Source organism: Leptolinea tardivitalis, assembly GCF_001050275.1.
Lineage (GTDB): Bacteria > Chloroflexota > Anaerolineae > Anaerolineales > Anaerolineaceae > Leptolinea > Leptolinea tardivitalis.
Genome location: NZ_BBYA01000008.1, coordinates 455,301 through 474,035 on the forward strand (window position 1 = coordinate 455,301; position 18,735 = coordinate 474,035).

Annotated in this window: 22 protein-coding genes; 9 read left to right on the plus strand and 13 right to left on the minus strand. The window is 44.5% G+C overall.

From position 1 onward, the window contains the following. The first annotated feature begins 22 nt into the window (after window positions 1-22). The gene (locus tag LTAR_RS06110) at window positions 23-1,468 is read left to right on the plus strand and encodes an MFS transporter (RefSeq protein ID WP_062421292.1); all 1,446 of its coding nucleotides are present in this window, start codon (window positions 23-25) and stop codon (window positions 1,466-1,468) included. A gap of 55 nt (window positions 1,469-1,523) precedes the next feature. Here the strand turns inward: LTAR_RS06110 and hpf are convergent, their stop codons facing one another. The 8 genes from hpf to LTAR_RS06150 form a co-directional block, all read right to left on the minus strand. After that, entirely contained in the window at window positions 1,524-2,084 is a 561-nt protein-coding gene (hpf, locus tag LTAR_RS17350) for a ribosome hibernation-promoting factor, HPF/YfiA family (RefSeq protein WP_062421293.1), read from the minus strand. A gap of 48 nt (window positions 2,085-2,132) precedes the next feature. Next, window positions 2,133-2,882, minus strand: a complete 750-nt coding sequence (locus tag LTAR_RS06120; protein ID WP_062421294.1) for a ComF family protein — start codon at window positions 2,880-2,882, stop codon at window positions 2,133-2,135. Window position 2,883: 1 nt separating this feature from the next. Further along, a complete protein-coding gene (locus LTAR_RS06125; RefSeq protein ID WP_081419845.1) occupies window positions 2,884-3,849 on the minus strand; it encodes a type II secretion system F family protein in 966 nt (321 codons plus the stop codon). Between the two features lie 22 nt (window positions 3,850-3,871). After that, window positions 3,872-4,837, minus strand: coding sequence for a type II secretion system F family protein (locus LTAR_RS06130; RefSeq protein ID WP_062421296.1), 966 nt, complete (start codon window positions 4,835-4,837; stop codon window positions 3,872-3,874). 49 nt (window positions 4,838-4,886) lie between these two features. Further along, complete coding sequence (locus LTAR_RS06135) at window positions 4,887-6,305, minus strand: TadA family conjugal transfer-associated ATPase (protein WP_062421297.1); 1,419 nt, start codon at window positions 6,303-6,305, stop codon at window positions 4,887-4,889. Between the two features lie 33 nt (window positions 6,306-6,338). Beyond that, on the minus strand, window positions 6,339-7,577 hold the full coding sequence (locus tag LTAR_RS06140) for a CpaE/TadZ family protein (protein WP_062421298.1): 1,239 nt from the start codon (window positions 7,575-7,577) through the stop codon (window positions 6,339-6,341). Between the two features lie 33 nt (window positions 7,578-7,610). Then, a complete protein-coding gene (locus LTAR_RS06145; protein WP_062421299.1) occupies window positions 7,611-8,726 on the minus strand; it encodes an SAF domain-containing protein in 1,116 nt (371 codons plus the stop codon). 199 nt (window positions 8,727-8,925) lie between these two features. Then, window positions 8,926-9,072: a Flp family type IVb pilin gene (locus tag LTAR_RS06150; protein WP_062421300.1), complete on the minus strand. Its 147-nt coding sequence runs from the start codon at window positions 9,070-9,072 to the stop codon at window positions 8,926-8,928. Window positions 9,073-9,272: 200 nt separating this feature from the next. Here LTAR_RS06150 and LTAR_RS06155 point away from each other — a divergent pair, with 200 nt between their 5' ends. From LTAR_RS06155 to sucD, 4 genes are all read left to right on the plus strand, one after another. Beyond that, window positions 9,273-9,806, plus strand: a complete 534-nt coding sequence (locus LTAR_RS06155) for a hypothetical protein (protein WP_062421301.1) — start codon at window positions 9,273-9,275, stop codon at window positions 9,804-9,806. Window positions 9,807-9,838: 32 nt separating this feature from the next. Then, window positions 9,839-10,900, plus strand: coding sequence for an SPFH domain-containing protein (locus tag LTAR_RS06160; protein WP_062421302.1), 1,062 nt, complete (start codon window positions 9,839-9,841; stop codon window positions 10,898-10,900). 439 nt (window positions 10,901-11,339) lie between these two features. Then, window positions 11,340-12,479 (plus strand): ADP-forming succinate--CoA ligase subunit beta, encoded by a 1,140-nt coding sequence (gene sucC, locus LTAR_RS06165; RefSeq protein WP_062421303.1) that lies wholly within the window; start codon window positions 11,340-11,342, stop codon window positions 12,477-12,479. Between the two features lies 1 nt (window position 12,480). Next, window positions 12,481-13,347, plus strand: coding sequence for a succinate--CoA ligase subunit alpha (sucD, locus tag LTAR_RS06170; protein WP_062421304.1), 867 nt, complete (start codon window positions 12,481-12,483; stop codon window positions 13,345-13,347). Window positions 13,348-13,420: 73 nt separating this feature from the next. Here the strand turns inward: sucD and acpP are convergent, their stop codons facing one another. After that, window positions 13,421-13,657, minus strand: a complete 237-nt coding sequence (gene acpP, locus LTAR_RS06175; RefSeq protein WP_062421305.1) for an acyl carrier protein — start codon at window positions 13,655-13,657, stop codon at window positions 13,421-13,423. A gap of 167 nt (window positions 13,658-13,824) precedes the next feature. On the opposite strand from acpP, the gene fni reads away from it, so the two are divergent. The 3 genes from fni to folE all read left to right on the plus strand — a co-directional run bounded on the left by fni (window position 13,825) and on the right by folE (window position 16,611). After that, window positions 13,825-14,862 (plus strand): type 2 isopentenyl-diphosphate Delta-isomerase, encoded by a 1,038-nt coding sequence (gene fni / locus LTAR_RS06180; RefSeq protein WP_062421306.1) that lies wholly within the window; start codon window positions 13,825-13,827, stop codon window positions 14,860-14,862. Window positions 14,863-14,864: 2 nt separating this feature from the next. Continuing rightward, on the plus strand, window positions 14,865-15,872 hold the full coding sequence (locus tag LTAR_RS06185; protein WP_062421307.1) for a polyprenyl synthetase family protein: 1,008 nt from the start codon (window positions 14,865-14,867) through the stop codon (window positions 15,870-15,872). A 106-nt stretch (window positions 15,873-15,978) separates the two neighbouring features. Beyond that, the gene (gene folE / locus LTAR_RS06190) at window positions 15,979-16,611 is read left to right on the plus strand and encodes a GTP cyclohydrolase I FolE (RefSeq protein WP_081419846.1); all 633 of its coding nucleotides are present in this window, start codon (window positions 15,979-15,981) and stop codon (window positions 16,609-16,611) included. Here the strand turns inward: folE and folK are convergent, their stop codons facing one another. The 4 genes from folK to LTAR_RS17205 all read right to left on the minus strand — a co-directional run bounded on the left by folK (window position 16,612) and on the right by LTAR_RS17205 (window position 18,569). Next, window positions 16,612-17,097 carry a 2-amino-4-hydroxy-6-hydroxymethyldihydropteridine diphosphokinase gene (folK, locus tag LTAR_RS06195; RefSeq protein WP_062421308.1) on the minus strand — a complete coding sequence of 162 codons (486 nt, stop codon included), beginning with the start codon at window positions 17,095-17,097 and terminating at the stop codon, window positions 16,612-16,614. Further along, window positions 17,097-17,450, minus strand: coding sequence for a dihydroneopterin aldolase (locus LTAR_RS06200; RefSeq protein WP_062421309.1), 354 nt, complete (start codon window positions 17,448-17,450; stop codon window positions 17,097-17,099). The genes folK and LTAR_RS06200 overlap by 1 nt, the downstream gene beginning before the upstream one ends. Window positions 17,451-17,464: 14 nt before the next feature. Then, window positions 17,465-18,190 (minus strand): SDR family oxidoreductase, encoded by a 726-nt coding sequence (locus LTAR_RS06205; protein WP_062421310.1) that lies wholly within the window; start codon window positions 18,188-18,190, stop codon window positions 17,465-17,467. 85 nt (window positions 18,191-18,275) lie between these two features. Continuing rightward, window positions 18,276-18,569 (minus strand): VanZ family protein, encoded by a 294-nt coding sequence (locus tag LTAR_RS17205; RefSeq protein WP_236686587.1) that lies wholly within the window; start codon window positions 18,567-18,569, stop codon window positions 18,276-18,278. Between LTAR_RS17205 and LTAR_RS17355 the strand changes: the two genes are divergently transcribed. After that, window positions 18,504-18,734, plus strand: a complete 231-nt coding sequence (locus tag LTAR_RS17355; RefSeq protein ID WP_139044428.1) for a hypothetical protein — start codon at window positions 18,504-18,506, stop codon at window positions 18,732-18,734. The two genes, LTAR_RS17205 and LTAR_RS17355, sit on opposite strands and share 66 nt — an antisense overlap. Window position 18,735 lies beyond the last annotated feature (1 nt).

Below are 18,735 nucleotides of genomic sequence, written 5' to 3' on the forward strand. Positions count from 1 at the left end.
GTGAGTATATGTAAAAGGTTTTATGACGGCTCCCGATTATTCAAAAAAATGGCAGGTATTAATTGCCATATCATTTGGTGTTTTTCTCGCCACATTGGATAGCAGTATTGTCAATATCTCTTTGCCTACATTAGAGAATAAATTGAACACCGATTTTGCCAGTGTTCAATGGGTGGTGCTCGCATATCTTTTAACCATCACAGTCTTACTTCTCGGAATTGGCCGACTTGCAGATATGATCGGTAAGAAATCTTTATATATCGCCGGATTTTTTATTTTTACCATCGGTTCGCTTCTATGCGGACTATCAAACAAAGTGACATGGTTAATTTTTTTCCGAGTTCTACAGGCCATAGGTGGATCGTTTTTAATGGCTCTTGGTCCGGCATTATTGGCAGAAGGATTTCCACCGGAAGAACGGGGCAGGGCGCTTGGAATCAATGGTCTGGCGGTTTCATTGGGGATTATCACCGGTCCCACACTGGGTGGAATTATCCTGGCAAATCTTGGTTGGAATTGGATTTTCTTTGTGAATATTCCTGTTGGCCTTCTTGCCATTCCGATCGGAATTCGTTCTCTGCCAAGAATAAATAAGCAAAACGACGAGAAATTTGATTTTCGAGGCGGGTTGTTATTATTTTTAACACTATCTTGTCTTTTATTTGGATTGACGATTTCCCAAAATAGGGGATTCCTATCTTCTCCTTCAATAATTCTCTTTACAGCATTTCTCCTATTGCTATTGCTTTTTGTGTGGACGGAAAAAAGAATCGAACAACCAGTTGTAGATTTATCGTTATTCCATAATAAGCTATTTAGCGTGAACATCATCACAGGATTCTTGACATTTGTAGCCAGTGCAGGAACTGTCTTTCTGGTTCCTTTTTATCTACAAAATGTTTTGAATTATGATCCAGAGACATCTGGACTTCTGATGTCTGTATTTCCCATCGCATTGGGAATCACCGGTCCAATTTCAGGTTGGCTCTCCGATAAGTATGGGTTTCGGTTGTTAACAATTATTGGACTTTTTGTACTAACACTTAGTTATTTCAACCTTTCACGGCTTTCAATTCAAACGACCTGGTGGGAATTTGTTCTTTGCTATATACCGATTGGAATAGGAATGGGTTTATTCCAAAGTCCTAACAACTCAGCTATTTTAAGTTCAGCTTCTGCCAACCGGTTGGGAGTTGTATCGGGTTTGTTAGCCATTTCCCGGACATTGGGTCAAACGAGTGGAATAGCCATTATAGGTGCCATTTGGACAGCCCTGGTATTCAAATCATCGGGTTTTCTGACCCAGGGAGCAACGTCTGCACCGGCAGCATTTCAGGTCAACGGGTTGCATATTGTTTGTCTGATTCTGGGAACAATTCTTTCACTGGGAACGGTATTAAGTATTATCGCCTGGCGGCAGGAACGAACTGCTACAAAATCTTTGGTGATTGAGCCTCAAATTAAATAAAAACCAGATGGATAAGGTATTCCATCTGGTTTTTTTGATCATACTGAGTTACGTACTATCCAACTTTTGGTTCAATTAACCCATATGAACCATCACGGCGCCGGTAAAGAACATTGATTTGACTGGAATTAGCATTGTAGAAAATAAAGAAATTTTCATGACCCAACAAGGCCATTTGTTCAATGGCTTCAGCTTCATCCATCGGAACCAGAGTAAATTCTTTCCGGCGGACAATGACAGGTCGTTCCACCTGTTCTTCAATAGCGGGTTCTGGTGCTACCGCTGAGGCGGGTGTCCCATCACCGCGACCACGTTCCCGTTTTCCTTTGTAACGTTCTATTTGACGCTGCATCTTCTCAAGGGTTATATCCATGGCGGTAAAAATATCATCCGCCCTTTCCTCGGCGCGAAGGATATAACCTTTACCACGAACGGTGATCTGGGCTACATTACGGTCACTCAGGCTGCGGGCGTTCTTTAGATGTGACAAATCAATGCGGACTTCATCAATCGCCGGGAGTAACCTGTCAAATTTTGCTACTTTTTTATTAATATAATCACTAATTCGTTCGGTTACCTCCATATTCTTTGCTGAAATCTCGACCTTGAAATCCATAGAAGCCTCCTTGACAGCTTATTTGATGGATCCACCAGGGGTTCCAGCCTATTGACTTGATAATGGAGCCCGAGCCAGGGTTAATGCATACACTTGCCTGGCTCCTGCTTCCTTTAGTGCAATAGCACATTCAGAAATGGTTGACCCTGTAGTGGATACATCATCTATTATTATGACAGATTTTAGATTAACGTACATAGAGTTTGCATAAAAAGCGCCTGAAACATTTTCTCGTCTTTCTTCTGCTGATAAATCTATCTGACTTTTTGTATCTACAACTCGTTGAATAGCTTTTGAATAATATGGAGCATGAATTAATGCGGCAAAAGGCCGGGCTAATTCTTCTGCCTGGTTATACCCCCGACTTTTGAATCTTTTTTTACTAAGTGGTACTGCTGTGACAATATCAACAGGCCATTCATATTGCCTGTAGAGATTTACTAATAAAGGAGCGAGCACTTCGCCTAATCCAATATCATTACGATACTTCAAACGATGTAATGATTCTCGTGTCAATCCTGTAAAAAGCGTGAAAGACCTGAGGCGGTTAAAACCAGGAGGGTTTAATTGACAATCATGGCATATACGGGCATCCATACCGGGTTCACCACATATTGGACAGATGGGTTCCGGTAATGACACAATTGTATTCCGGCATTCATCACACAGACGGACGCCTGTTTTTTGGCACCCCGGGCACTCAGGCGGGAAAACCCAATCAACGGCTTTCCAAAACATTTTATGGAAACGATACGAAAACTGCTGCCTTTGGAGGACAGCAGTTGAATAATCGGTCATTCTATTTGAACATACTGCCCAGAGCAGAATGCATTAACCTAAATGCGGCGGGAGTCAAAAGAACAATCATCAGCGAAGGGAAAATCAACAAAGCCATAGGAACAAGCATCTTGATAGGTACTTTGTGGGCTTCCTCTTCTGCCAGTTGACGACGCCGAATACGCATCTGATCAGATTGGATACGCAGTACTTTTGCCAGACTGACACCAAGTTGTTCACTTTGAATAACCGCGGCAACAAAACTGGTCATTTCAGGAATACCGATGCGATCTGCCATGGTACGTAGAGCCTCTCGACGAAGTTTCCCCAGCTGAATTTCACGTATGGCACGGGCAAAAGCAAGACTCAATTCCGTTTCCCATTTTTCTGCCACTTTAGACATCGCTGCATCAAAACCAAGTCCGGCTTCAACGCAGATCGTCAAGAGGTCAAGCGCGTCTGGCATGGCGCGGCGGATGTTGTGTTGACGTTTATTAATCGCTGAGCTTAAAAGCAATTGGGGAATGAAAAAACCCAAAACTGAAAATCCAAGAACGATCAAAATCACAACTCCCAACGGCCAGCTTACTTTGGCTATTGAGAAAATCAAGAAAAGGAATCCACCAAAGAAAACAAAGGAAATGAACTGGAGAGCCATCATCATGGTGGGATCCAATTTTCCCGGACTGCCAGCCAATTCGAGTTTCTTTGCTGTATCCTGCAGAGCATTTTGAGGTGTGAAGCGAATAGCAATTTCACCCAACTTGCGGGCAATAGGGTAGATAACCCGTTCAGAAAATGGAAGTGAAAGTTCTAGTTTTTCCAGATTAACTACTTCACCCCCCGTGGTTGACATTTCTTCCAACCGTTCCTGAAGGATTCGGTTGTTTTGGAATGAAGGATTGCGCAACCCTATTGCCACCAAAACGGCCGCAACGACCAGGACGATTGCTATAAGGACCAAAAAACCGATCATTATATTAGACATATTCCACGTCCTATCTCGCCGATTAAACTTCGATGTCGCCCAGTTTATTCATTGACATATAACCGGCGAAAATTAACAACGCACCCAAACCCAAAGAAATATAACCGCAGGGTACATTTTCTTTATTGAAAAATTCCATCATATAGGGACGATTGACCAGATAAAGAACGCCCACTACAAAGAGCGGCAGCATGGAAAGAAACCGGCCAGAATACATTACCTGGGCCGTTAAAACCCGAATCTCGCCTTTTATCCGAACACGCTCACGTATGGTATAGCTGATCGTATCCAAAATCTCTGCCAGATTACCACCGACCTCTCGTTGAACATTAATGGCTGTGATACAGAGGTCAAGATCATCACTGGGGATACGCCGTAACAGGTTATCCAGCGATTTCTCCATGGTGATACCGAGCTGCATTTCTTGAACAACACGCCGAAATTCATCGCAAATTGGAGGAGGAAGCTCGCGGCTTACGGCTTCCATAGCCTGCATTGTTGAAAAACCGGCACGCAGACCATTAACCATCAAATTCAACATATCTGGCAACTGTTCATTAAACTTGATGAGACGTTTGGATTGCTGTCTTTTTAAGTACATACCGGGTAAGAAGGAACCACCGATGGCTCCAATCACACCCATAAGAATATTCTGTCCAGTGAAAAACCAGAGTACCAGGCCGACACCAAAGGCAGCGATAACAATAACCGCAATATATTCACCGGGTTTCAATTTTAGGTCGGCGCGTGCCAGGCTCTTAGAAAGCCTTTCGCCTATGGAAGAACCTTCCATGCGACGATTAAGCCAGTCCGTCAATGGTTTTGCTGCCTGCTTTTGTAATTCTTCTTCGACAACACCGGCTTCAACATAGCGACCCAGGCGTTCATCCACCAGGTCACGGTCGCTACGGACGGAAACTACGATGCCTACAATAAGCAACAATATGGCAATACTTCCGCCAATAATAAAGAAGACCATTAAATTCATGGTTTCGTTATCCTATCCTTATTGTATCAATCCGGGGTTTGATCAACAATTATCTCCGTCCTATACCAAAAATTGATGTGGGCAGATTGATGCCCGAAGCGCGGATTTTTTCCATGAATTTCGGAACAAGACCGCTCGGGCGCAGTAGACCGATGATCTGACCATTTTCAATGCCTGCCTGTTCAAATGTAAACAGGTCCGTAGTCGTAATAACATCGCCTTCCATGCCAAGCACTTCCGTTATATAGGTCACTTTACGTGTACCATCGCGCATACGATCCTGGTGAATGATCAGGTCAATAGCCGAAGAAACCTGTTCACGAATGGCACGTACGGGTAATTCCATACCTGCCATAAGTACCATAGTCTCAAGGCGGGATAGTGTATCACGTGGACTATTGGAGTGCAGGGTGGTCATGGAACCTTCATGACCGGTATTCATAGCCTGGAGCATGTCCAGCGCGGCTTCATCACGAATTTCACCAACGATAATACGGTCTGGACGCATGCGCAGGGCATTGACCACAAGTTGACGGATGGTGATTTCGCCTTTCCCTTCAATGTTCATCGGGCGCGATTCCATTGTCACCACGTGTTCCTGTTGAAGCTGAAGCTCTGCCGCGTTTTCTATGGTGATAATGCGTTCATCACCGGGAATAAAACTGGAAAGCACATTGAGGAGGGTCGTTTTACCAGAGCCGGTACCGCCGGAAATCACAATATTCAAACGTGCCTGAACACAGGCTTTCAAAAATTGCATAGCTTCAGGTGTGACTGAGCCAAAATTAATCAACTGCTCAACCGTTATAGGACGTTTGGAAAATTTACGGATAGTCAGAACCGGGCCTACCAATGAGATCGGTGGAATGACCGCATTGACACGGGAACCATCTGGAAGACGGGCATCCACATATGGACTGGACTCATCAATACGACGTCCCAGAGGAGATACGATGCGGTCAATTATCCGGAGGACATGGTCATTGCTTTCAAAAGCCACATTGGCTTTGATGATCTTTCCACGCTTTTCTACATAGATATGGTCAGCTCCATTGACCATGATTTCTGTGATGGCCTCATCATCAAGCAGAGGATCCAAAGGACCAAACCCGAGTAATTCAGCACAAACCGATTCGTGCAGACGAATTTTTTCTGGTCGTGATATGGTGATATGTTCTTCAAGGATCATTTCATCAATTACACGTTCGATCTGCAATCGAAGCTGTTCCTTGCGCGACATATCTGTGGTGGGTTCCAGTGATGAGAGTAATTTGTTCTGAACCCGATTCTTGAATTCAGTCAATCCTTCCATACTGGAAACGGATGTAGAAAAAACCGGCCGTGAAGGAGAGGGAACAGGGTTTAACGGTGGACGGTTTCCTTCTCCACCGGATGTGATTGTATTGTTGCTCTCTCTGGATGGAGTATTTCCTGTATCCCCTGTGTTGAACCGCTTAAGTAACGCCATTACCTGACCTCCAAAATCAATAAATCCACCCTGTTATTTCAAACCTGCCTGAGTATATGCATTGTCGTCCTGCTTAATGATTTTCTCTTTGACCATCGAGGCCAATTTTTGAATACTCATACTGACAGGATGGGTGCGATTTTCGATAAATATTGGAACGCCTTTATTAATGGAGCGAATAACATACGCTTCGTCCATTGGAATTGTAAGATTGACAACTTGATTAAGGCGATTCCCGACTTTTGCCGGATCAATATGCATATTCCGATCAAATCGGTTAAGCACAAATACGATCCGATCACGTTCAATACCACTCATATCGGCCAGGTTCAAGAACTGGCTGCAATTCTTAATTGAAGCAATATCAGGAGTGGTGATTAAAATTATGATATCAGACGTTGAAAGCGCTGATTGAACTACATCAGAAAGATATGATGAGGTATCAATGATGATGTATTGAAATGATTGGCGCATCAATGTTAACAATTTGACCAACTGATCTCCATTGACGCGATCGACGAGATCAGGACTGGGGGGTGGAGCGAGAATCTTATAACTGACAGTTTTGGGCTGAATGAGAGACGCTGCAACCGTTTCAGGATCAAGATCATCTGCACGAACAGAAAGATCAATAATAGAATTCTTTGGTTGTTCGTTGAGGAAAACGGGGACATCTCCATAGAGCAGACTGGCGTCCACAAGAGCTACATTGGAATTTTCTGCCTGAAGAGCAGATGCCAGGTTGGTAGCTATAGTTGTACAACCGGTTCCACCTTTGGGGCTGTAGATCACAATAATCTTCCCCAGTACCATAGGAATGCTGCTATACGGTAAGGGGCCCGTCCTGCCTGATGTGGCATAGACTTGAACAGCCTTGTTTTTCTCTTCTTGAGCCATCGCACCGGCGCGATGTATGGCCGCCGTCAACTCGTCAATCATGGGAGGCTTGGAGATAAAATCACGCGCTCCGGCCAGCATGGCTTTTCTGTAATACCCAGGATCATCCTGAACAGACAAAATGATGATTTGAGTATAGGGTGTTTTTTTTCGGATGGCCTCAGTGGCTTCAATTCCGTTCATATCGGGCATGTTAATGTCCATCAGAACTACATCCGGCTTGAGCTGTTCGCATTGTGCAATAGCTTCCATACCGGATTGAGCGCCACCAAGCACTTCAATAGTTGTGTCAAATTGCAGGAGACGGCGAACCGTCTCTCTGGTTTCTGCGATATCGTCTACGATCAACACCCGAATCTTTTCTTGCCCGGGCATAAGCTCTCCTGATAAATGGTCTAAAAATAATTATTATGGAGCGGGAGTGGGTTTGACAGCTTCAACATCCAACTGGTTGTAACCAATTGAATCTCTCCTGGGTTCCATACTAAAACCTGTCTTGGGTGGGTTGGGGATGTTGTAAGATTGGAACAGGTATTGAAGTGTGACAGCTTCAACAGCTGCTGCATCTACATCGCCGGCAGAACGCAACACCAGACTCATCTTGGCACCACTCAGCATAAGATAGTTCAATGTGATTGAATCTTGTGGACGGACAATCAAAGTGATCATCTTGGGTGCAGCCGGAACTGCGGTTGGCTGTCCACCACCTGTAGCGGCTTCAGGCGCCGGAGTTGGCTCAACACCACTTGTTTTCGCAAGTTCGTTTGTGGGGAAACTACCAACACGCAGAACAATGGCATCCTGAATGACCATCTGGCTGACCAGGCGTGGACGTTGTTCTTCAGATGGTACCAGATAAATCGGTTGAGGGGCATTGGTGGCATCCAGAACGTCCAGACGGCCCTGTTTACCTGCACCTTCCGTTGTTGTTGCTGTAAGTGAACCTGGATCAGCTTCAGATGCTGCACGGGGAGGGACAACATTACCTGTTTTGTTGGGAAGAATGGATTGTGTATTTTGATCAACATCCACGACAAGCATAGAGGCAATGATATTGACATGGTCACCAACGACCGGTGCGAATGAAACGGCAGTCAGTTCGGTGATGGGAATGGAGACGGCAACATAGCCCTTGGGAATCTGGAATGCGGCATAAGAACCCACCTGTCCGGTAACCAGCATGTTTTCTGTGACCGGTATACGGGCTTCGAGATCGTATTTTGCCTGTTTGTTAATGATTGTCTTGGGATCTGTAATGAAAGTTCCGGCAACCAGATCTTTTTCAGGGTATGCCAGCGTTGTAATAACGTCTTCTGTGATAACAGACCCGCGGGGGATACGCTGGGTTGTGATCACAATGCTGGTCATTTTCGTGCTTGGTTGAGGTGCCACGGCTCCCTGTTGAACACTTGGTGCCAGTAATTGTGTACCGCGTGACAGCAAGAAAACCACTGCCAGTATTGCGATGATTACAAGGGCAATAATGATAAATATCAGCCCCCGACGTTTTCCTCCACTTGCCATGTAGTCCTCCTACACAATTCTTAGATGCGGTTTGATCTCCCACCGTAAAGAATTATAGTATAAAAAACCAACTTACAATTAAGCATAATTCGTGCCACTTATAAAATGAATTAATTCCGTATGAAAAAGAAAAGCCCTGCAACTCTGGGCTTTTCTTTCCGTATACCAATTTAGATATAACGAACAACAAAAGTTGTGATTAGATAGCCTGCACAACGTTCGAGAAGATCCGACCAATGGCGGGTCCGAGCAGGGCGAGGATCACGATAACAACAACAGCAACTAAAACGAGAATCAATGCATATTCAACTAAACCTTGACCTTTTTCCTTCGGGGAAAACAACATGTTCTTTCACCTCCTTTCATGATGTAGATGCTTGGTTGAATAACCTAAAACCTATTATAGGAAAAAAAAGGTTTTATGCAAGTGAAAAAGATTACAAACACCTTACAACGAAGTTTACAACGGGTCAACTTGTGACAAGGTTTTGAACCCGCTATAATCCTATTGTCAAACAATGTCAGTACCATCAATTGGAGGAAATAATGAGTGATCTATTTGATCAAGTGACATCCAGCGAAGATTTGATCACAAAACTGCTGGCAAAGATTCCCGGTTTCAGTGGATATATCGAAAGACAAAACCGGCGGGCAGCCGATAAACTCCTGCGTGATACCGTATCCAACCGCTTTGAGGAAATCTGGCGGCGGATCAGTACCATACAGACTGACCTTGTCAGCCAGGGCGCTATCGAATATGTTGATGATATGGAAGGTGCTGCTATAAAGTACCGACAATTCATCGATCGTGTTAAGAATGCTGCCTACGGTTATTCTGGTGTATTTGATGCTGTGAAGATCAATGAGCCTGAACTGGTTAAGATTTACCAGTATGATCTGGCCCTTTTGACTCTGGCTGATGAAGCCAATCGAGCTGTGGATACCGTTGAAGCATCCATCGGAACCGATGGATTGCCTGCTGCCATCCGCAACCTAAAATCACTTGCCACTAAAGCTGTCGATGCGTTTAATCATCGGTCTGAAGTTGTGCTTGCTCAACAAGACCAACCCTCTCAATAAATAATTATTCGATCTATTAACGGAGATAAACAATGGCCAGGATTTTTGATGTAGTTGAATATCCAAATGAGATGGCAGATGAAATTGTCCATCGCTTCCCTGAAGAAGGCGTGGCGGATCTACGTATCGGCAGTCAGATTATTGTGCGCGAAAGCCAGAGGGTAGTGTTTTTCAGAGATGGCAAAGCACTTGATACATTTGGCCCCGGACGTCACACTATTGTTACAGCCAATATCCCCAAGCTAATTGACCTGATCGGAAAGGCGTTTAACGATCGGACGCCATTCACGGCTGAAGTGTACTATGTTTCGACTAAAGAATTTGTTGATAGAAAATGGGGAACACCCCAACCGATCATTGTCCGGAACCCGGGCATGGGACTCGGTGTGGCTCTTCTGCAAGGTTTTGGATCGTACAGTTTTTCGATCGCTGATCCTGTGCAGTTTGTTACCCAGGTAGTGGGTGCCCAGGCTTCCTACAGGATGGCGGACATCGAAAACCGTATTCGCAATATGCTGCTGAGCAAATTGCAGGATGTGTTGGGTGAAACCGCGGCCAAGAACAGCGTTGTCCAACTGATCGGTCTTACGGAAGAACTGGGGGCCGCCGTCCGTGCCAAAGCGCAGGATGATTTTGCTGCCATCGGTATGACGTTAAAATCGTTCTACATCGGCAACCTGAAACCCTCTGAGAAATCGGCAGAAGAGTTGAGGGCTATGGGTATGCTCGATATGGCAACTTATACCCAATTACAGGCAGCCGATGCCATGCGCGATGCTGCCCAGAATCCGGGCGGGGGTGCAGGACTCACTGCCGGTATTGGTGCCGGTATGGGAATTGGAAATATCATGAACCAGGCATTGGCTGGTGGAATGGCCGCCAAACCGGCGGATATGGGAGCTGCCACGGCCGCTGGTGCTGCTGCAGGCGCTGCCATGAGCGATGTGATGACACCGGCAGAAGCCGCCGCGGTTTTACGGGTTTCTGAAGAAGATGTAATGGCTTCCATTAATTCTGGAGAATTGAAAGCCAAGAAAATCGGAAATGCTTATCGTATCAGTAAAGAAGCATTGGATGCTTTCTTAAAAGGATAACCATTTTCTTAATTAAAACGTAGTAAAGAGGCCGTCTCAAAAAGCAACTAATGACTTTTGAAACGACCTGAAATGGGAAGTAACTTACAAAAGACGACGAATAATCGGGTCTTACACACGATATTGGTCGTCTTTTTAATTAATAAAGTGGGAGATGCAAAAAAAACATTTATTGTCATCTGAGTCAGCCTCTTTACTACCTTCTCAACATCTTGATTTGAAAAAGAGCGATATAAGTAATTGATACGATTTTTAACCCCATAATAAGGAAATTGTTCTGTTTATTGATATTTAAACCTTGATATAATTAATTTATCCCTACTGATTACATACAAAGGTTAAACAACATATACCGTATCTTTTTCTTTCATAGGTTTTCTGGCGGATTATTGTCGGAAGACCTGTATCTATTTAATGCTGGAAATATGGTGAACCAGATATGAGATTACATGAATATCAGTCAAAACAGATATTTGCTAAATATGCGATTCCGATTCCCAATGGACGAGTTGCATCATCATCCGGAGAAGCCAGGCAAATTGCTGAAGAATTGGGCGGAAAAGTAGTGGTAAAAGCACAGGTTCTTGTAAGAGGGCGTGGTAAATCAGGGGGGATCCGACTGGCAAAATCTGCCAGAGAAGCAGAAGAATTGGCTGCAGCCATTCTGGGGATGGAAATCAAAGGGTTGCCCGTGCGAAAAGTTCTGGTTGATGAGACTGTTGACATATTGAAAGAATTTTATCTGGGCATAACCACTGACCGGTCATTGCGAACTCCAGTGATGATTTCTTCATTTGCCGGAGACACGAATATTGAAGAAGTAGCCAGAATGGCACCAGAAAAAATCATCAGAATTCCCATAGATCCGTTGCTGGGTTTGCGTGATTACCAGGCGCGTGACATGGCGGCTGCCATTGATCTTCCGCGTGAATTATGGAAGAGCTTTATTGAAATCTGTCATGGAATATGGAATGTTTACAACGATTTTGACGCCACTATGGTGGAAGTAAATCCCCTGGTAATTACCAATGAACAACATCTTCTGGCGCTGGATGGAAAGATGTTCATTGATGAAAACTCGCTATTTCGCCATCCCGAAATGACAGACTACCGGGATATGGACAGTGAAGGTTCAGTGGATAATGAAGCCCGGAAATTTGGTCTTTCTTACATAAAATTGGATGGGAACATCGGCTGTCTGGTCAATGGAGCTGGTCTGGCCATGGCTACAATGGATATGATCCATTTTTCAGGCGGAGAACCTGCCAATTTTCTCGATATTGGCGGTGGAGCGAGTGCTGATAGGGTTGCTGCAGCACTGCGTATTGTATTGTTGGATACTTCCATTAAGTCCATACTTATTAATGTTTTCGGTGGAATCACCCGCTGTGATGAAGTTGCCCGCGGAATTCTGACAGTTATGGCAGAGAATTCCATTTCCATTCCTGTTGTAGTACGCCTCGAAGGAACTAATGCGGAAGAAGGACGCAACCTTTTAAAAAATACAAAATTGATTTCTGTCAATTCGATCAGTGAAGCCGTAAAGGTCGCCATCGAAGCTGCAGAAAGGGGTATGTAAGATGGGAATTCTTCTCCATAAAACATCCCGAGTATTGGTGCAGGGAATAACCGGTCATGAAGGACTATTCCATTCTCAACAGATGATGGAATTCGGAACCCATCTGGTAGCCGGAGTGACACCGGGACGCGGTGGTGAATGGGTTCTTGATGGAAAGATACCGGTTTTTGATTCTGTTCACACTGCAGTCGAAATGACAGGAGCTGAAGTCAGCGTCATTTTTGTCCCCTCACGTTATGCCGCTGATGCCATGTATGAGGCTGCAGATGCCGGTATTTCTCTGATAATTTGCATTACAGAAGGCATTCCGATATCGGACCTGATGCGGGTGCGACGGTACCTTTCACATAAAGGGACATTACTGGTTGGACCTAATTCGCCCGGAATACTAACCCCGGGCGAATCGAAGGTAGGGATTATTCCGGGAGAGATTGCTGTTCCTGGGAATATTGGTGTAGTTTCACGATCAGGTACTTTGACATATGAAGTCTTACACGAATTGAAGAATGCCGGATTTGGAATTAGCACCTGCATCGGGATAGGCGGGGATCCAATTCAGGGAATGAACTTTATCGAAGTATTGCAGCACATGGAGGATGATCCACACACTGAGCAGGTTGTCCTTATTGGAGAGATTGGTGGAGAAGAAGAAGAGAAGGCTGCCGAATACATAAACCGCAGTATGACAAAACCTGTAGTGGCCATGATAGTCGGTCAAACAGCCCCTGTTGGCAAACGTATGGGGCATGCCGGAGCCATAGTGGACGGGATTGCTGGCAATGCTCATGAAAAAATCGCTGCATTTGAAAAAGCGGCTGTGAAAACTGCCAATAATCCAGAGGAGATCCCGGGTTTACTTCTCCGCTAATGGAAAAATTCCGAAAGAAAAACTCCTGAAGACCAATCACTTCAGGAGTCTGATTTTTTTAAGAACTGACTATTTATTTTTTCTGGGAGTCAATATATTTAACCACATCCCCTACGGTTTTGATGTTGCGCGCATCTTCATCGGCGATGGACACATTGAATTTCTCACTGAATCCATCAATCAAGAAGAATTGATCCATTGAATCGGCTTTCAAATCCTCAATGAATCGTGTATCCATATTGATACCTTTTCCATCGATTTTCAAAACATCAACAATCACGCTGCTAACCTGCTCTAGTGTGTCGCTCATGCTATTCTCCTGGATATGAATGGATTATTCCTCGTGTTGTATTGTAATAAGGGAATATAGATTGTCAAGTCTAAAGTGATTTGAACCTCAGACATCCGCATCTACAAAATATAACCCCGAATCCATGGTTTTGGTATACTGAAAACAACTTCTTTCAGGATACTGACATGCCAGATTCATCTCTACTATCCTCACGTAAAGGCGATCACATCCGGATAAACCTGGATGAAAATGTTCACTCCTCCATCACAACGGGATTGGAAGCATATCAATTCATTCCAAAGGCGATTCCAGAGATCAATCTGGAGGATGTGGATATTTCGCAGATGTTATTGATGAAAAAACTGCACGCTCCAATATTAATATCCTCCATGACTGGAGGGACTCCTGAAGCAGAAAAAGTCAATCGCAATCTGGCAGTGGCAGCCAGGGAATGCGGTGTTGCTATAGGGGTGGGCTCGCAACGGGCTGCCATTGAAAACCCCGCATTGGCCAAAACTTTTTCTATCAGAGCCTATGCCCCAGACGCCTTGCTTTTTGCTAATTTAGGTGCTGTGCAATTAAACTACGGTTACTCTGTAGATGAATGCCGACGGGCAGTTGAGATGATAGGCGCTGATGCTCTTTTTCTTCACCTGAATGCATTGCAAGAAGCTGTTCAACCAGAAGGGAACACACGCTTCTCAGGATTGCTGGATAAAATTGAAAAAATATGCCGGGAACTTGATATACCAGTATTTATAAAAGAAGTAGGTTGGGGAATTTCATCGGAAGATGCCCGAAGGCTGGCATCAACGGGTATCACAGGCATCGATGTAGCTGGTGCCGGTGGGACGAGTTGGTCTCAAGTTGAAAAGTATCGCATTGAAGCACCCCATCGTGCCAGAATAGCTGGAACATTTCAGGGTTGGGGATTGCCAACTGCGCTTTCGCTCGAATTGGTGCATGCTGCCGTTCCGGATATGATCCTTTTTGCATCAGGTGGTTTGAGAGATGGATTGGATGTGGCAAAATGTATCGCGCTTGGTGCCACTCTTGGTGGGATGGCATCTCCGATTTTAAAAGCTTCGGTGATATCTGAAGAAGAGACTGTTTTAACAATAAAAGAGATTATTGAAGAAATCCGCATCTGCCTGTTTGCATGTGGAATAAATAATCTGACATCATTACGCAACAATTCTTCGATCCTGGTAAAAAGAGGCTGAAGATGAGTCTGACAGATTTCATTAAGGAAGCTCGACCATTTATTGAACATGAATTAAAGCATGTGGTTGATACAGTTGACAGAGAACAATATCCCGGATTGCATGAAATGCTGGCCTACCATATGGGGTGGGAAGGAGACGATGCCGGTGAAAAAGCCCAGGGAAAACGCATTCGCCCTGTGCTTGTGTTGCTTGCTACATCGGCGGCGTGCAAAGATTGGAAAAAAGCTCTTCCAGCTTCAGCCGCCATTGAGTTAATTCATAACTTCTCCCTCATCCATGATGATATTGAGGATAAATCTGAATACCGACACGGTCGAAAAACTGTCTGGGCAAAGTGGGGGGAGCCGCAGGCCATCAATGCCGGTGACTGCATGTACTCTCTGGCATACCGGTCTCTCGTACAATCTCCCAGTTCACCAGAAAATCTGGTAACAGCAATAAGCCGGCTGGAAGAGACCTGTATTCGTTTGACTAAAGGTCAGTATCTCGATATGGCATTTGAAACCGAAAGCCAAGTGACTGCAGAGATGTATTGGAACATGGTTGGAGGTAAGACTGCTGCCTTATTGGCTTGCAGCGCCGTCATCGGAGCTATCGTCACAGGTGTAGATACAAAGACTATTGACGCCTTACAGGTATTTGCCTGGAATCTGGGATTGGCATTTCAAGCTCAGGATGATTGGTTGGGAATTTGGGGTGATGCCGCGTTGATGGGAAAATCGACTGAAAGCGATTTGATGAGCGGGAAAAAGTCACTTCCTATATTGTTGGGATTGAGTTCATCCCGTAAGTTCAGGGAACATTGGGCAAAAAGACCGTTCCGGTCAGAAGAGATATCGGAATTAGCTCAGCTATTAATTGATGAAGGAATTCAAAAGACTGTTGAAATAGAAACCTCTCAATTGACTACAAAAGCTAAAACTGCTCTCGATTCAATGCCCTGTCAGAATGAGGCTGTAAGGGACCTGCATGAATTGGCTGATCTTTTACTTGTCAGGAAGAAATAAATCTTATACATACATGTGGAAATTTCGCTTTCATAAGCCTATAATGTCAACAACCATTTGAAATGGAAAGGTTGGCATCAGGCAGATGCGAGGAGTGGAAAAGTAAATGCATAATTCAGAAGATCTATACAATGCTGCAGAAATAATCTGTGATGATGGAATTGATCAGGACTCGATTAAAAATTCTGTTTCAACGATTCTAAAAGCCATTGGAGAAGATCCCAACCGTGAAGGATTGGTTAATACTCCCAGCCGGGTTGCCAAAAGTTATGATGAATTGCTTTCTGGTTACCGGGTGGATCCGTACAAATTAATTAACGGTGCTCTCTTTGAAGTTGAATATGATGAAATGGTGATTGTTCGTGATATCGAGTTTTACAGTATGTGCGAGCATCATATGCTACCGTTTATTGGCAGAGCTCATGTAGCTTATTTACCCGATAAGAAAGTGATCGGACTTTCAAAGATTCCACGGATCGTAGACATGTTTGCCCGCCGCCTTCAGGTTCAAGAACGTATGACGCAGCAGGTAGCACAATTTTTAGATGAAGCCCTGCATCCACACGGGGTTGCTGTGGTGATTGAAGCACTTCACCTGTGTTCGATGATGCGCGGGGTGAAAAAACATGATTCCCGCATGACTACGTCAGCCATGCTGGGCTACTTCCGAAAGAACCTGGCGACTCGTACTGAGTTTCTCGATAATATCTCTAGAAGTGCTGAACCGCTGCACTTCTAATCAAAATAAAGAAAAACCTTGAATACGTCTGGCTCCACTTGTGGGAGCCAGACGTGTGGCTATTTGCGCCAATGTAACAGAACCGTCTGGATGGGGAAAATCGGGTGTTATCTCCGCGATCGGTAAAAACATGAAGGCCGTTTTCCATAATCGTTTGTCCAGAACCTGGTTATTGAGAATGATTACATCCAGGTCAATTGTCCGCGGAGCATACTTGTCAGTAGTACGAACCCGTCCCAGTTTTTCCTCAATGGGTCGAAGGATTGTGAATTTAATGGAATCGGCATCCAGATCTGTAGTACAGGTGACAGCAGCATTGTAGAAATCGGGTCCTGTTGTTCCAACAGCAGGAGTCAACCAGACAGAAGAAGTTTTGATGATAGAAAAATGTGTTTTTAATTCAAGAGCACCCAGCCTGATGTTCCTGGCAGGGTCAATATTAGATCCCAACAGAATAACAGCCTCTCCCATCTTATTTGAATGCACTATGAGCGCATCCGTTCGATTTCAACACCAACCGAACGGCTAAAGCGGACTGCACCGGGTTTTTCCACCCTCACACGCACCCCAAGAACTCGGGGATATTCCAGAATCATGCGGGCAACGTCTTCTGCCAGCGCTTCTACAGTAAACCGCCCGATCCTGGAGGCATATTCCAATATTTGCTTTGATACCGTCCGATAATTCACACTTTTTTCGATATCATCTGTTGCACCGGCCTCTCGGATATCCGTAAATATGACAATATTGAACAGGATATCCTGAGGTTGTGACCTCTCTTTGTCACTGATACCTATCACTCCCCTCGCGAGTAAGTCTTTTATCAATATTTGATCCATAGCAACTCCATTAATTAAACCAAATGTCGGCCGCCATCCAAATGAATGATCTCGCCGGTGATATATTCGGGTCCGTCAAGTAAAAATAGAACCGTCTGACTCAATTCATCCAGTTTAGCCCAGCGTTTCATGGGGACAGGTTGGATGATTTTTTCCTGTGAGGTATCCTCGTTTGGTGGCAAAATCGCTCCCAAAGCAATTCCATTTACAGTTACTCTGGGTGCCATGATGATAGCCATAGATCGGGTCAGGGATGCCAATGCTGCTTTGCTCACGGTGTACGGTAAATGGTCAATACCCGGTCGGAGCGCCCGCCAATCCAACATGGTAATAATCCTGCCAGTCTCATCAGGTTTGAGATTCTGAAAGAAAGCCTGACTGATAAAAAATGGTGCACCAAGATTGATATTCATGTGGTGCTGCCAACTTTCTGGTGTTACATCAGGTAATTGTAAGGGCTCAAAAATGGCAGCATTATGGATAATGGCGAAGATCGGCGCTTTTTCACAGGCAATCAAAGGCAACCGTGCAGCGGAATCCAGATCAGAAAGGTCTGCCTGGAATAGCCAGGCTTTACAGCCCAGAGAACGAATCTCTTCCGCCGTTTCCTGGGCTTCGGCAGCTGATCGACCGTAGTGGAGCAAAATATTCGCACCGGCTTTTGCCAGAGAGATGGCGATATGCCGTCCCAGTCGTACTCCTCCGCCGGTGATAAGGATGTTCTTCCCTTCGAGGCTCATTTGAATTCTCCACTCAATAAAATACTATAGATGAGTGTATCCAATCGAAGGGAAGGATGTCAAGTTTTCCTATATTAGTCTTGTTTTACAAATTTTCCCTATCATTATGAAAAAATTTTGTTTTAGAGCGGTTGAATTTATTAATGGCCAGCAAAGAAAATGCCGTAAATATCAGAATGCCGAGAATGCCACTTGCGAGATCTGCCCAGGATGCAGATCTTCTTGGAAAAAATGCCTGAGAAAATTCTTCTATAGAAGCCAAAGCCATACAGAACAAACTTCCGACCGGGGTTTGTATCGAGGCTATTCGAATATGTCTTTCAGGAAAGCTGCAATTGATGAGAAAAGCGAGAATTCCATACAAAATAAAATGACCCAACTTGTCACCATTGGGGAAATAGTAGATGCGGTAAAAAAGTTGTGGCAGCGATCCGTTATCGGCTGCCACTATGACATAGATAATGAAAAGAAAGAAAAGTGCGGAAATAATGCGAATAATTTTCATGCAGTGATGAAATCCCAGATAAGGAATAAAGCTGCATAAA

Excerpts from the sequence above, each read along its gene's own strand:
- LTAR_RS06110 (WP_062421292.1), top strand. The coding sequence starts at position 23 with ATGACGGCTCCCGATTATTCAAAAAAATGGCAGGTATTAATTGCCATA.
- hpf (WP_062421293.1), bottom strand. The coding sequence starts at position 2,084 with ATGGATTTCAAGGTCGAGATTTCAGCAAAGAATATGGAGGTAACCGAA.
- LTAR_RS06120 (WP_062421294.1), bottom strand. The coding sequence starts at position 2,882 with ATGACCGATTATTCAACTGCTGTCCTCCAAAGGCAGCAGTTTTCGTAT.
- LTAR_RS06125 (WP_081419845.1), bottom strand. The coding sequence starts at position 3,849 with ATGTCTAATATAATGATCGGTTTTTTGGTCCTTATAGCAATCGTCCTG.
- LTAR_RS06130 (WP_062421296.1), bottom strand. The coding sequence starts at position 4,837 with ATGAATTTAATGGTCTTCTTTATTATTGGCGGAAGTATTGCCATATTG.
- LTAR_RS06135 (WP_062421297.1), bottom strand. The coding sequence starts at position 6,305 with ATGGCGTTACTTAAGCGGTTCAACACAGGGGATACAGGAAATACTCCA.
- LTAR_RS06140 (WP_062421298.1), bottom strand. The coding sequence starts at position 7,577 with ATGCCCGGGCAAGAAAAGATTCGGGTGTTGATCGTAGACGATATCGCA.
- LTAR_RS06145 (WP_062421299.1), bottom strand. The coding sequence starts at position 8,726 with ATGGCAAGTGGAGGAAAACGTCGGGGGCTGATATTTATCATTATTGCC.
- LTAR_RS06150 (WP_062421300.1), bottom strand. The coding sequence starts at position 9,072 with ATGTTGTTTTCCCCGAAGGAAAAAGGTCAAGGTTTAGTTGAATATGCA.
- LTAR_RS06155 (WP_062421301.1), top strand. The coding sequence starts at position 9,273 with ATGAGTGATCTATTTGATCAAGTGACATCCAGCGAAGATTTGATCACA.
- LTAR_RS06160 (WP_062421302.1), top strand. The coding sequence starts at position 9,839 with ATGGCCAGGATTTTTGATGTAGTTGAATATCCAAATGAGATGGCAGAT.
- sucC (WP_062421303.1), top strand. The coding sequence starts at position 11,340 with ATGAGATTACATGAATATCAGTCAAAACAGATATTTGCTAAATATGCG.
- sucD (WP_062421304.1), top strand. The coding sequence starts at position 12,481 with ATGGGAATTCTTCTCCATAAAACATCCCGAGTATTGGTGCAGGGAATA.
- acpP (WP_062421305.1), bottom strand. The coding sequence starts at position 13,657 with ATGAGCGACACACTAGAGCAGGTTAGCAGCGTGATTGTTGATGTTTTG.
- fni (WP_062421306.1), top strand. The coding sequence starts at position 13,825 with ATGCCAGATTCATCTCTACTATCCTCACGTAAAGGCGATCACATCCGG.
- LTAR_RS06185 (WP_062421307.1), top strand. The coding sequence starts at position 14,865 with ATGAGTCTGACAGATTTCATTAAGGAAGCTCGACCATTTATTGAACAT.
- folE (WP_081419846.1), top strand. The coding sequence starts at position 15,979 with ATGCATAATTCAGAAGATCTATACAATGCTGCAGAAATAATCTGTGAT.
- LTAR_RS06200 (WP_062421309.1), bottom strand. The coding sequence starts at position 17,450 with ATGGATCAAATATTGATAAAAGACTTACTCGCGAGGGGAGTGATAGGT.
- LTAR_RS06205 (WP_062421310.1), bottom strand. The coding sequence starts at position 18,190 with ATGAGCCTCGAAGGGAAGAACATCCTTATCACCGGCGGAGGAGTACGA.
- LTAR_RS17355 (WP_139044428.1), top strand. The coding sequence starts at position 18,504 with ATGTCTTTCAGGAAAGCTGCAATTGATGAGAAAAGCGAGAATTCCATA.